The organism is Devosia sp. (assembly GCF_024707125.1).
Lineage (GTDB): Bacteria > Pseudomonadota > Alphaproteobacteria > Rhizobiales > Devosiaceae > Devosia.
The window spans coordinates 216633-229838 of record NZ_JANQAH010000007.1 but is presented as its reverse complement, the minus strand read 5'-3'; the positions used below and the strand labels follow the sequence as shown (position 1 = coordinate 229838).

General features: G+C 62.1%; 11 protein-coding genes. 1 reads left to right on the top strand and 10 read right to left on the bottom strand.

The annotated features are described in order from the left end of the window. Positions 1 to 47 precede the first annotated feature (47 nt). Genes NVV77_RS06270 through NVV77_RS06250 form a run of 5 tightly spaced genes read right to left on the bottom strand, consistent with a single transcriptional unit; the run spans position 48 to position 4716 of the window. A complete protein-coding gene (locus tag NVV77_RS06270) occupies positions 48 to 938 on the bottom strand; it encodes an ABC transporter ATP-binding protein (RefSeq protein WP_295411621.1) in 891 nt (296 codons plus the stop codon). Continuing rightward, on the bottom strand, positions 935 to 1759 hold the full coding sequence (locus tag NVV77_RS06265) for an ABC transporter ATP-binding protein (protein WP_295411620.1): 825 nt from the start codon (positions 1757 to 1759) through the stop codon (positions 935 to 937). Before NVV77_RS06265 ends, NVV77_RS06270 begins: the two co-directional genes overlap by 4 nt. Next, complete coding sequence (locus NVV77_RS06260) at positions 1756 to 2595, bottom strand: ABC transporter permease (protein WP_295411619.1); 840 nt, start codon at positions 2593 to 2595, stop codon at positions 1756 to 1758. Before NVV77_RS06260 ends, NVV77_RS06265 begins: the two co-directional genes overlap by 4 nt. A 4-nt stretch (positions 2596 to 2599) precedes the next feature. Next, positions 2600 to 3598 carry an ABC transporter permease gene (locus NVV77_RS06255; RefSeq protein ID WP_295411618.1) on the bottom strand — a complete coding sequence of 333 codons (999 nt, stop codon included), beginning with the start codon at positions 3596 to 3598 and terminating at the stop codon, positions 2600 to 2602. 2 nt (positions 3599 to 3600) lie between these two features. After that, complete coding sequence (locus tag NVV77_RS06250) at positions 3601 to 4716, bottom strand: glycoside hydrolase family 172 protein (RefSeq protein ID WP_295411617.1); 1116 nt, start codon at positions 4714 to 4716, stop codon at positions 3601 to 3603. A gap of 357 nt (positions 4717 to 5073) precedes the next feature. On the opposite strand from NVV77_RS06250, the gene NVV77_RS06245 reads away from it, so the two are divergent. After that, a complete protein-coding gene (locus tag NVV77_RS06245; RefSeq protein WP_295411616.1) occupies positions 5074 to 6078 on the top strand; it encodes a LacI family DNA-binding transcriptional regulator in 1005 nt (334 codons plus the stop codon). Between the two features lie 71 nt (positions 6079 to 6149). On the opposite strand, the gene NVV77_RS06240 is transcribed toward NVV77_RS06245, so the two are convergent. The 5 genes from NVV77_RS06240 to NVV77_RS06220 all read right to left on the bottom strand — a co-directional run bounded on the left by NVV77_RS06240 (position 6150) and on the right by NVV77_RS06220 (position 12981). Next, the gene (locus tag NVV77_RS06240; RefSeq protein ID WP_295411615.1) at positions 6150 to 9497 is read right to left on the bottom strand and encodes a hypothetical protein; all 3348 of its coding nucleotides are present in this window, start codon (positions 9495 to 9497) and stop codon (positions 6150 to 6152) included. A 280-nt stretch (positions 9498 to 9777) separates the two neighbouring features. After that, a complete protein-coding gene (locus NVV77_RS06235; RefSeq protein ID WP_295411614.1) occupies positions 9778 to 10830 on the bottom strand; it encodes a MotE family protein in 1053 nt (350 codons plus the stop codon). Beyond that, entirely contained in the window at positions 10827 to 11276 is a 450-nt protein-coding gene (locus tag NVV77_RS06230; RefSeq protein WP_295411613.1) for a DUF6468 domain-containing protein, read from the bottom strand. Before NVV77_RS06230 ends, NVV77_RS06235 begins: the two co-directional genes overlap by 4 nt. A 14-nt stretch (positions 11277 to 11290) precedes the next feature. Then, positions 11291 to 12457, bottom strand: coding sequence for a flagellar motor switch protein FliM (gene fliM / locus NVV77_RS06225; protein WP_295411612.1), 1167 nt, complete (start codon positions 12455 to 12457; stop codon positions 11291 to 11293). Next, entirely contained in the window at positions 12457 to 12981 is a 525-nt protein-coding gene (locus NVV77_RS06220; RefSeq protein ID WP_295411611.1) for a flagellar basal body-associated FliL family protein, read from the bottom strand. The genes fliM and NVV77_RS06220 overlap by 1 nt, the downstream gene beginning before the upstream one ends. Positions 12982 to 13206 lie beyond the last annotated feature (225 nt).

Below are 13206 nucleotides of genomic sequence, written 5' to 3'. Positions count from 1 at the left end.
TCGGGCGGTGCGTTTGAATTAGTGACATGATTTCTCCTCCGTTTGTTTCAGGCGTTGGCCGGCGGCTGGATTGATCCAGTCTTTTGCCGGGATGATTGGGATGGATAGGCACGGTCGATGGCGTCGAGCTCGCTCCAGCGCTCCCCGACTGTGGGGATCGCTGCCATGAGTTCGCGCGTGTAGGCCTCGCTCGGATGATCGAGGATGTCGGTGGGCACGCCGCTCTCCACCACGCGGCCGCGGTTCATGATCGCCACCTGATCGGAGAGGTAGTAGGCCGTGGAGAGGTCGTGGGTGATGTAGATGAACGACACGCCCTGCTCTTCCACGATGGTGCGGAAGAGATTGACGATGGACATGCGCAGGCTCGCATCGACCATCGAGACCGGCTCGTCGGCCACGATCAGCTTCGGCTGCGGGATGAGGGCTCGTGCCACGCTGATGCGCTGCAATTCGCCGCCCGAGAACTGGCGGATGTATTTGCCGCGGATGCGCTCGAGGCTGAGATTGACCGAACGCAAGGCCCTGTCAGCCAAGCGATCTGCCTCTTCGACCGATTTGGCCACCTTGAGGTTGAGCGCGGTGCGCCTGAGATAGTCCTCGATCGGCAGATAGGCACTGAAGGCTTCAAAGGGGTTCTGGAAGATCGGCTGCACCAGCCGGCGGAATTCGAGATTGTCGATCCGCCCTTCCTTGCCGGTCAGCGGGCGTCCCATGAGGCGAATATCGCCTGCGCTCGGTTCCACCAGCCGCAGCACCATGCGCGCAAGCGTTGTCTTGCCCGAGCCCGATTCACCGACGATGGAGAAGACCTGGGGCTTGGCGGGCAGGACGAAGGACACATCGTCTACGGCCTTGAAGAAGGTGCCGCTGAAGAACCCGCCCTTGCGATAGGACCGGCTGACATTGCGGACTTCGAGAATGGGAGCGTCGCTCATGCGCCCGCTCCCACCCGATCCACCGCCCGTTTGCCGTGGAGGCGCGGCAGCGAGGCGATGAGATTGCGGGTATAGTCGTGCTGGGGATTGGCGAAGATATCGGCGGTGCGTCCCGCCTCGACGATCCGGCCCTTGTACATGATCACCAGCCTGTCGGTGATCTGGTAGTGGACGCCGAGATCGTGGCTGACCAGGACGAGCGTATTCTGCAGCCGCCGCTGGATTTCGACCATCATGAGAAGGATCTTTTTCTGCACCACCACATCGAGTGCCGTCGTGGGTTCGTCGGCGAGGATGAGGCGTGGATTGACGAAGGCAGCGATGGCGACAAGCACGCGCTGTCGCATGCCGCCCGAAAGCTGGTGCGGATAGGCGTCGAGCACGTTTTCCTCGAGCCCGAAGCCGGCAAGGAAGGTGGCGATCCGCTGGCGCAGGGCCTTGCGACCGCCCCCACGCTCGCGCTTGGGCAGGCCGTCGATCACCTGCTGCTCGATCTTCATGAGCGGGTTGAGAACGCTCATCGAGCCCTGAGGGATGTAGCTGATCTGGTCCCACCAGAGATCGCGGAACTGGCTCGATGGTTTTTCGATCACCTGGCCGGTCGCGGCATCGGTGAAGCGGCCTTTAATGGTGCCCGACTTGATGCCAAGGCCGGTGGAAAAGTCGCCATAGACGGCCCGCATCAGCGTTGATTTGCCCGAGCCGGACTCTCCGGCAATGCCGATGATTTCGTTGTCGCCAATTGTGAGGCTCACTTGGTCAACTGCGGTGATGAAACCGGCCGTGCCATAGCCGACAGTGACGTTGTCGATGCTGATCATACGCTCATCCTCCGGGCGGCGGACTTCATGGAGAGGCCCGAGGAGACGAGGAAGAGACCGATGAAAAGGAGGACGATGGCGATCACGGGAGAACCGATCCAGACATATTTGCCGCCGAGCAGCGCCTGATAGTTGATGGCCCAGTAGATCATGGTGCCGAGCGTTGCCTGTTGGGCGCTGGAGAGACCGATCACGGCAAGGGCGCTCTCGGTCGAAATACCGACGAGAACCGTGTTGATGAAATTGGCCGCCGACCAGCCCGCGATATAGGGGAAGATGTGTCGCACGAGGATGCGGGTGCTCGACTCCCCGGAAAACCATGCGACGTTGATGAACTCGCGTTCGCGCATGGTGAGCGCCACTGCGCGCACCTGGCGGGCCGGATAGGGCCAGTTGAAGACAACGAGCAGCAGGCCGACGATCGGCAGCGCCAACTGCCCACCGAAGAGGGCCGCCATCAGGATCAGGATGGGTAGCGTCGGGATGCACAGCAAGGCATCCATGAAGAAACTCAGAACCCGATCAAGCCAGCCTCCGGCATAGCCCGCGGCCAAGCCGAGGAACACGCCGATAACCGTCGAGAGCCCGGCGACGATCAGCCCAAGGATGATCGAATTGCGTAGTGCGTAAGTGAGGAGCCAGAACACGTCCTGGCCGAGGCTGGTCGTCCCGAGCCAATAGGCCGCGCTGGGGTTCTGGTTGCGCGGAGCCGAATACCAGACGAGGGGATCGCCGGGCGCCAGCCAGGGCAGGATGCCACCGACGACGATGCAGACTGCCAGGAGCAGAAGGCCGAGATAGAGCCGGAACGGCGCATGAGTGAAGAAACTGCGCATCGGTCTACCTGTGCCGGATACGTGGATCGAGAAGGGGATAGATGAGGTCGATGATCATGGTCGCGGTGGCGACGGCGATCACCGACAGGCTGATCGTGCCCATGAGCAGGTTGAAGTCGCCCTGCAGCACGGCGGTGTAGATGAGCAACCCCAAACCCGGGTAATCGAAGAGGATTTCGGTGATCAGCGAGCCGTTGAACATCAGCCCAATCTGCAGGGCGAGAAAGGTGATCTGCGGCAGGAGCGCATTGGGCAGGATATAGCGGGTAAGGATGCGGCCATCGCTCAGGCCCTTGAGCCGGGCATAGCGCGCGAACTCCTCTTCCTTGAGGGCCGTCGTCTGTGCCTTGACGCTGATCACCCACCAGCCGAACACCACGATGACGATGGACATGGCCGGCAGGAACGAGTTCCAGACAATGCTGGAGACCAGCTCCCAGCTCCAGGGCGCACCGCGAATGGTGGTGGTGAGCGGGAAGATTTTCCAGACATAGGAAAAGAGGATCGAGAGCACCAAGGCGAGGATGTAGTAGGGGATCGGATAGAGGCAGATCGCGATCCCCTCCATCACCCGCGAGCTATTGCTGTTGGGCCGCCAGCCCGAGAGCAGGCCGACGAAATTGCCCAAGACCCAGGCAATCAATGTCGAGCTCAGCAGGAGCCCGAAGGTCCAGGGCAGCGCATTCCAGATCAGTTCCATCACCGGGGTCGGATACATCGAGAGCGATGGCCCGAAATCGGCGCTGAAGATGATGCGATTGACGAAGGCGCCGTATTGTTCCCACAGCGAGCCGCCGAGCCCAAAAGTGTCGATCAGGGACTGGCGCAGTTTGTCGACCTGCGCGGGGTCCATATAGGCGCCCTGCGAGGCGACCTTGGCCAGCATGGCCTCCACCGGATCGGTGGGGCCAAGGCGCGGCACGAAGAACAGCACGGTGAGCGCGAAGACGATCACCAGCGCATAGACCACGAGCCGCCCAGCAATGTAGCGGAGCAGATGCATGGTCAGATGATCTCGAGATAGTCGCGGTCGGGCAGTTGCGAGAATGGCGCCGCCGGCAGGGTCTGGTACCAGAAGGCGACCGAGGCGATATCGTCCTGCAAGGGCAGATAGCGGCGGTTCTGCTTTTCCGTGCGCCAGCCCAGGGCCTGGATCGTCACGCGCAGATCGGTGTCGAAGCGGATCGGGTCGTGGATATGCCAGCGATACATGCCGAAGCGCGTCTGGCTCTGATAGGTGCCATCGGGGCGCAGCACCTGTGGCAGGCCGGCATAGGGTGTCGTGAACTCGCGGTAACGGCTGTCCATGGTGGCATCGACCACCCCGCCGTCGAAATTATACGCGCCACAGAAATAGTCTTCCGTGCCCGTGCCGCAGATGGTGGGGAATTCCTTGTCCCCATCCATGAAGAATTTTATCTCACCCTCGCCCCACCAGCCGGCATTGTTGACGCCCCAAGCCATATAGGTACCGACATACTGGCCCTTGCCCGTCACACCATCGAGGATGGTGTAGTCCTCCTTGAAAGGCAGCGGATTGGTGCGACGGAACTGAGCATGGAAATAGGCGGCGTCTTCGGGCACATCGGCCAGCGCATAATTGACCTGGTAGTAGATGATGCCGAAATCATCGGGGTCGCGGTTTTCGATGGTGATGCGGGCGCGCTTCTTGAACGGCATCTGCCAGTAGCAGTTGAACGCGCGGCCGGGATTGACGCAGACGGCGAGCGAAGTGACCTGCGCAAAGCGGTTCCAGCCCGAGCAGAAAAAATCGCCGATCGGCGCTTCCACCGACGGATGCTCCTGATCGTCCCAGTAGATGCGCAGGATCAGGTCGCGCCAGCGCAGGTTGGCCGTGGTCAGCCATATCTGCTGGATGGCACCAGGCCCTTCTATGTCGGCGAGGACGCGCGTTTCATTGGCTTCGATACGAATGGAGGGCGAGACTTTCCAGCCCTGCCCGAGGCCGCGGGCGCATTCGGCACCCGTGCCCTCGGTGGCCATTCCGCCCCTGCCCTTTTCACCGGTGAAATTCTCCGGTGAAATGGAGCGCGTCTTGGCTTGAGACAGGCGATAAAGATTACCCAGATTGACGTCGAGGCCGGAAAAGGGAGCGTTCATGTGGTATTCCGCAGCGTTGGGGCAACAACCATCCGATCGCGCGCCAATGGGCGCTCGTTGCGATGGCCCGATGAAGAAAAAGACGTGACTGCGCAGCGCCGGGCAGCGGCTGCGAGAGACATTTGCGATGAAGAAGAGGGCGGCCGAGGCCTTACGTGACAGAGTCGAAATGCAGCATCGATGTCCTCCCGATGGCGAGATGGATTGCCGGCTTCTTGTCCGTGCTAACCCATTTCCATCCCGTCGACAGCGTCTGGCCGCCATCCGACGCAGTCACCATAACAAGCAATTTCGCTTTTGCAAATGCATTCACAAATCAATTTGCAAATCGATTTTGCCAATGATAGCGATCCCTGTATGACAACGATTTCCAAGGTTGCCGAACGCGCGGGCGTCTCCCGCACCACCGTTTCGCATGTGCTCAATCACGCTGACCGCGTGTCCGAGCATCTTCGCACCCGCGTCCTCGCGGCGATCGACGAAATGGGCTATGTGCCCAATCCGCAGGCCCAGAGCCTGCGTACTGGCCGCACCAATATCGTGGCCCTACTCATCCCCGATATCCGTAACCCATTCTATCCGGAGCTGGTCAAAACGGCGCAATCGGACCTCGAGGCCATCGGCCTCGACACCATGATCTTCAACTCGGACGTGCCTGGTGGGCACCCCCAAGACCACAACCGCGAATATCTCCGGCAGATCCGCAACAAGCGCGTTGATGGCCTTATCGTCGGCGACTTCGCGCTCCACCGCATGCATGACGAGCTACTCAAGCTCGATATTCCCACCGTTTTTATTGGTGACCTTCCAAATCGGGCCGTCGACAGCGTCAAGATCGACGATTTCGGCGGAGGCTATGCGATGGGAAAGCTGCTTGCCTCGAAGGGACACCGTCGTGTTGCTCACGTCACCGGGCCAGCGCATTTCGCCGAGGCAATGGCGCGGGCGGATGGCCTTGAGAAGGGCCTTGCCGATGGCGGCGCTCCTCCTTTTGCCGATCTGCGATACGAAGGCACCTATCTCGCCCCCTCGGGCGAGGAGGCGGTCGACTGGCTGGTAGAAACTCATAAGGGCGACATGCCCAGCGCCATTTTCTTCGCCAACTATCTCATGGCGATGGCGGGCCTGGCGCGCCTGCACGATCACAACATCCGAGTGCCCGATGACATCGCCGTCGCCGTCTTCGGCGACCAGCCCGAAATGCGCTATGTGCGACCAACGCTGACCCGAGTGGGGGTTGCGCCATCTGCACTCGCGCACCGAGCTGTTGCAATGCTCATCGAACGACTGAACGGGGTCTACACGGGCGAGGTCAGAGCCGAAGTTTTGGAATGCGCCGTGAGAGAGTACGCCAGCGCCTGACAATGGTCGCGACCTCGCCTTCGTCGAAGCCGAATTCAGCTCCGTCTCGGCCAATCTCGCCCTGATCAGCCCTACTCGCTGAGCGAAGCCACCGAGCCGGCATCCTCTTCCGTTGCCGATACCGGCGTCAGGGCGCCCTGGCTTTCGTAGACTTCGCGATAGGCGGCGAGGAAGGTTTCGAGGCCGTCGACGGCGGCGATCTGTTGGGCCACCTGGCGGAACTGGGTGCTCGTGACTTCGATCGGGCCGGTGACATAGTCAAACATCGGCCATTCCGGCGAATTGACCATGGCGTCGGAATATTTCGCGCGCAGGCGCGCGAGGCCGGCAGCGTCGTTGGAAAGGGCGTAGCCGACGCCGGCCTGCAGGATGCCCATGCGGGCGGCCTTGGTGAGCGGAACACCGGCAGGGGTCGCGCCGTAAAGGGCTTCGATGAACTGGCCGGCCTGGGCGTAGCGCTTGGCCTGCCAATGCGCGTCGATGCGCATGAGTTCGACATCCTGGCCGGTGAGATCGCGCACGAGATCAAGCGCGAGCTGGTCGCGGCCGCCATCGAGCAGCGCACGGGCTTCGAGAATCCGGCGCTGGCGGGCGAGCGTACCGGAGAGGTCCGGCAGGCGCGTATCGTTGAGCACGCGCATGGCCTCGGCCGGCTTGTGCTCGGCAAGGTAGATGACGGCGAGGTCGGAGGCGACTTCGGTGCGGGCAACGCCGCGGAGGCGATTGTCGAGCTGGTATTGCAGCAGCTCGGCGGCCTGCGGCAGCAAGTCGACGCGCACGAGGCGGCGCGCGAGATTGCGGATCATTTCGTCGCCGCGTGCGCCGGGCGGCGTCAACTGGCGAAAATCGTAATAGATGCCAAGCGCTTCGACGGGGCCGATGGAATCGGCGAGACCGTTGAGGAAGAGGTCGTTGAACATGCGCTGGGCGTGGTCGCTCAGGGCCTGTACGTCGCGGCTTTCCGGATCGCTGGCGACGGCGGCCATGACCGATTCAAAGCCCTGGCGGTATTCGCCGGTGCGGAAATAGAGATCGGCCAGCATGCCCTGCATATCGGCGCCGAGGGCGTCGCCGCGCCAGAGCAGCGCTTCGGCGGCGAGGGTCTGGGCGCCACGGACCACGTCGAGGCGCTTCTGCTTATCGAGAATGCCGAGCGTGCGGTAAACCGCTTCGGCGCGGGCCGGACGGACTTCGGTGGCGATGGCCTGGCCATACATGTCGATGGCCGCATCAAGACGGCCCTGTTCTTCGGCAATGCGGCCGGAGAGCAGGCTGAATTCGCCAACCTGATCTTCGCTGAGCGCGGCGAAGACGACGTCGCCGATCATTTCCTGCGCCTGATCAGCATAGTGCTCTTCGACGGCCGCACGGGTGGCGGCCAGCAGGAACATTTCGCGCGCCCAGGACGGGTAGCTGTCGATGATGGAATAGGCCTGGGTCGCATCGGCGCGGGCGCCGGCATAGTCACCGTTCTGCGAGCGGGCGATGGCGCGCCAGAACATGGCGTCGACGTCCTGGTCCATGCCGGAGGCATTGAGGCGCATCAGCGCGTCCTTGGGACGGCCGGCCATAATATTGGCGACGGCTTCGCTCATCTGGACCTTGCTGAGCACTTCCTCGTTGCGCTGGGTTTCGCTGATCACGCGCAGGATGCCCAGCGCCTCGTGAGAAAGCCCATTGGCGATGAAGAAATTGGCGAGGTCGAGCCGTGCTGTATCGCGGGCGCGGCCATCGCTGGCGGCTGCGGCGGCTTCGAGCTCGTCACGCTGCTTGGCGAAAAGGGCGAAATCGGGCTGCTGCAGCGGATCGAAATCGATGAAGCTGGCGCGCTGGCTGGGGGCCGATGAGGGAAGATCCTGGCGGAGCGTGTCGGTGGACGACACTTCCAGCCCCTCGTCTGCCGTGATGACCGCGAGGGCGTTTTCGAGCGCCACTTCGAGATTGTCGGCCTTGGGGCGGATCACGAGGCCATGGACGCTCTGCAGGGCGGAGAAATCCACATAGTCGAGCGAACGGGTAATGCCGCGGGCGGGCGGATAGGCGGTGATGACGCTGAGATGATCGCCGACCAGCGGATCCTGGAAATCGTGGACGCGGCCGGGGCGCACGAGATTGGCGACCATTTCAAAGTCGCCGCGCATGTCGCGACGGCGGGTCAGCTCCATGGGTTCGGTTGGCGCCATCATGACATCGCCAAGCGAAAGAACCCAGGCCTGACCTTCGGAGCCGATGGTGGCGAGCCGATCCTGCGAGAGGTCGATGCGGACGACCTGCGCGTCGTCGACCGTGGTGACGACGAATTCGCTCGAAATGGCGGAGAGCTTTTCGAGCTCTTCGGGAAGCTGGATGGCGCTGTGCGTATCAAAGACCATCCAGACGGAATCGCCACGGCGGAAAATCGCGGAGGGTGTCTCCTGCACGAAGGGGAAGACGACGCGCACGGTGCTGCCCAGCGTCGTGATGAAGGGGGTGATCTTTTCAGGATCTGTTGCGGTCAGATCGCTGCCTGCCGCGGCCATTCCGGGCTGCTGCCCCTCGACGGCCGGTGCGCCGGCCGGCGCTTCGGTGGCCAGGGCGGCGGCGGAGAATTCGGGAAGCCCCTCGCCCGCAATATCGATGTCGAGGACGTACTGGTTGGGTCCGGTCGAATAGAATCGAGGGGTTACGCCGCGGCCGAACTTCAACTCGACGGCGCTGCCATCGAGGGTGACCTCATTTTTCGCCGAGACGATTTCGGACGGCAGATCGGTCAGCAGTTCGCGCAGGTCGATACCGACCGGCCATTCGAAATCAATGCGCCCCTGCTCGCCGGAAAAATCGAATTCGCCGCCGGTGGGAATGGTCCAATCGAACTGCAGGCGCATGAAGGTCGGATTGCGGCCAATGCGGAGGCTAGCGATCGGGTTCTGCTCGGCAACCACCTGCGCCTTGCGCTTCTGGTCATCGCGCAGCGCGATGCGCTGGGCCTTTTCGGCCATTTCGTCGAGCACGTCCTGCGGCAGCGGCGGCGGCGAGCCCTGCCAGTCGGGCGGCAGAAGGTCGATGAACAGCTTGGTGCCCGCTTCGGTGCGGTTGAAATTGAGCGTGGTGCGAAGGCCGATGCGCAGGCCTGTTCCGGCCGGGTCGAGCCGGGCCACTGACAGATATTCGGGCATGATCGAAGCGACGTCCGGAAGGACGAGGGAGATCGGCTCGTCGAATTCGAGCGACAGAACGCCATTGCTCATGCGCATGGCATAAGCCGGCATGGTGTCGCGGTCCGGGAAGCTAACGACGAGACGGCCGTAGCCCTCTTCCTGGGTGGCGAAGAACTGCGCCTGTTCCTGGGCCATGGCCACAGAGACGGACAGGAGGCTGACCGACAGCAATGCCGCAGCAAGAATATTCCGCGGCTTCAGCCAACCCGGGTTGATCGTCATTGTCACGACTTCCATCTGCCCTGGCGCGCAAGACGAGGCACCAGATTCTACTGTCGGCAGCTTAGGCAGACATGCTTAACGCGCGATTACGCCTGAGCATTTCGGGGCGAAAGAAAAGCGCGAAAGCCGGAGGCAGAGCCTGATAGCTCGGCCTTTCCCAGCGTCATTGTCGCGAAGGCAGGAATCCCAGCGCAGTGCCTGAAACAGCGATTCCCGCTCTCGCGGGACTGACACCGTGGGAGATGTGAAGGGGCGGCGACACCCGCCCCTTCACTTGATCTTACTGGCCGACGATCTGCGGCAGGGCCGCGAGATCTGCCGCCTGCATCTCTTCGGGATTCTCCGAAGTCTCGGAAGCGAGTCGCACGGTCAGTTCCTGCGCCCGCGCCGTATCCATCGCTGCGAGAATCGGCGCCATCTTGCGCGGCGACATCATCTTGGCGACACGCACCAGAATGTCGATTTCGAGCTGATTGAAGATGCCTGCAGCGTCCTTGGGTTTCATCGTCTGATACATGGAGACGATGGAGGTGAACTGCTCTTCTTCAAGCCTCTTGCGCTCTTCGACCAGGGTTGCGATCTGCGCTTCGAGGGCCTGGAGCGTGGCTGTCCGTTCATTGGCGCGCTGTTCGGCGGCGTCGATGAGCGAGGCGCGCAGGGCAAGTTCCTGCTCGTAGGTTTCAAGTTCGGTACGACGCGCGGCCAGACGATCGAGCAGGACCTGCTCGGTCAGGGTCGGGTCGGAACCGCCGATATCGACATTGCCCGAGGGCGTCGACAACTGCGGAACGGCATCGGTCAGTGGCGGGCAATCGCCTGGAATAGCGGTGAGCTGACCACCTTCGACTTCGCCAACGGGACGCGGAGCACAGGCGTTGAAATCGGCAACGCTGTTGGTGCTGCCATGCTCGCCGCCACCGGCAGCCTCGACATTGGCCTCAGCAACCTGAACAACTTCGCCTTCAACAGCCGGGGCAGCGCCATGCTCGCCTTCGGCTGCAGGAGCAGGAGCGCCATGACCGCCTTCAGCGGCCGGCGGAGCACCGTGGCCACCAGCCTCGGCGGTGGCCTGCTCGCCAAGTGTGGGCGAGGTATCGCCCATGGTCGGCGCAGCATCCGAAAGCGTCGGCTGCTGCAGGGTTGTGGTTCCGGCGGGCGCTGCCGCGTCGCCGCCATGGCCGCCCGCAGCCTCGCCGCCACCACCACCGGCCGCCATGGCCGGGGTGACGCCCGAGAGAGCGTAGTGCCCCTGGGTAACCAGACCTACGGTCTTGAGGACCAGGAGGGCTGCCACCATCAGGATAACGACAGGGAGCAGGCGAATCCGGTTCACGCGGCAACTCCACGATTACTGACGCGCGTCGAAAGCTGTTCGAGCGCGGCGCGCACCTTGTTGGGCTGCTTGCCGTCCATACGGTCGGCCTGTTCGGCCGCCTGCGTCGGCGTGGCAAGCACGGGGTGCTGGCGGGCGACATTGGTCAGGCGCACGATGCGCTGCATCATGGCGGCGCCGGAATTGATGTGGTTGGCAAGCTCGATACCGAAACGCTCGGCTTCTTCGAGGCGCGAGCTCAGCGTCATGTCCGCTTCGACGGCGGTAGACTTGAGTTCCTTGATCGCCTGATTGGCGAGGTTGGTAGCCGTGACCAGGTCGCCCACCATCAGCTTGAGCGCTTCGCGGTCAGCGTGAAGATGTGCGAGGCGCCGGTTGAGAATAACGCAATAGCCCAGGGTAAGCGCCATGAGCACTGCGACCGCAGCTTCAATGAACAATCCCATCGACAAGCCCAACATCATCGACCTTCCATAGATTCATCAATAGCCTCAAAGGCCGCCATAGTGACTTTCGGCGGGTTGAGGGGGCGGGTGACCCGCACTGAAACGTAATTTCCGATATGGCCCATAATGGCCTCGGTAAGCTCGACATCGCCGCAACGCAGCAGGACCGGATCGCTCGGCGAACGCTCGAACATCACCGTGTCGCCGACATTGAGCGCCAGAAGCCGCGACAGGGGCAATTCCTGTTCGTGGAGGACGGCATCGATCTCGACGTCGGCCTGATAGATTTCCGTCGCCAGGTGCCCTTCCCAGATCGGGTCGCGGCCGAACTTTTCACCCATGAACATCTGCAGGAGCTGTTCGCGGATGGGTTCGATGGTGGCGTAGGGCAGAAGGATTTCGACCTTGCCGCCGCGGTCATCCATTTCGATGCGGAGTTCGATCAGGATGGCGGCATTGTTCGGCCGGGAGATGGCTGCAAAGCGCGGATTGGTTTCCATGCGCTCGAGCTTGAAATTGATCTGGGTGACCGGCTCGAAGGCGCGCTTGGTGTCTTCAAGGATCACTTCGATGAGGCGCTGGGCCAGTGCCTGCTCGATGGTCGTATAGGGACGACCCTCGATGCGCACCGTGACGCCGCTGCGACGGCCGCCCAGCAGCACGTCGATCATCGAGTAGATAAGGTTGGAGTCGACGGTGAGGAGGCCGTAATTCTCCCATTCCTCCGCCTTGATGACCGAAAGAATGGCCGGCAGCGGGATGGAATTGAGATAATCGCCGAAACGCACCGACGAGATGGAGTCGAGCGAGACTTCCACGTTGTCGGAGGTGAAATTACGCAGCGAAGTCGTCGCCAGACGCACGAGGCGGTCGAAGACGATTTCGAGCATCGGCAGACGCTCGTAGCTGACGAGCGCATTGTTGATCAGCGCCTGGACGCCGCTGAGCTCGACATTGCTGGCTGTGGCCGCGTCGAAGCCGAGGAGATTGTCGATCTCGTCCTGATTGAGGACGCGATCCACGCCGCCATCAGCGGCCGCATCCTGGCTGGCCTTGAGCATGGCAGCCCAGTCTTCTTCGCCGCCATCCTCACCCGGGATGTCGAAGGAAGAGCTCGGAGCGTCGATGGTGTCGAGGCCCCAGTCTTCCGAGAGTTTGTCTTGATCGGAAGGACCAGCCATCACTGCACCAGGATTTCCTTGAAGAGAATGCTTTCGATGCGGGCCGGATAGACGGCAAGGTTCACGCGGCGCAGCAGCTCTTCCTTGAGGCGGTAGACGCCGGCCGAACCTTCGAGGTCGGACTTGCGCAGCTCGCGCATATAGACCTGGAAGGCATCGATGACTTTTGCGAGCTTGGGCTGGATCTCGGTCATCATGGTCTCATCGGCCACTTCGAGCGCCACGGTGAGCTTCATGTAGTTCTGCACGCCATCGACGCTCTGCAGGTTCACCATCATCGGTTCGAGATTGAAGATGAAGGTATCGGCAGCCCCTGCCCCGTGTTCGCCCGCAGCGGCACCATGCTCGCCGGCCGGAGCGGCATGCGCATCGGTTGCCGGAGCAGAGCTGCCCGAGGACATGAAGAAGAAGAGCCCGGCGCCTGCAAGAAGGACCACAACGGCCGCAGCGCCAATGATAATGAAAAGCTTGTTGACGCCCTTCTTGGCTGGCGCTTCACCGCCAACTTCCGCTTCCGTCGCCATAATGCCCCCGCAAGAGATAGTCTTGAGACCAGACGATTCCGGCCGCATGTCCACCTAATGCCATCTTGGTTAACGACTGGTTACTTTTAGCCCCAACCCGGCAAGTTCTGCCGAGTAGTTATTGCCGCTACACCAAAAGCGCCCTCGGCAGAATTAACCTATGTAGCCACCTAAAGCGTTGAAATTACACGTTTTGTCGATCTGGCATGGTTTCTGCAATTCGAG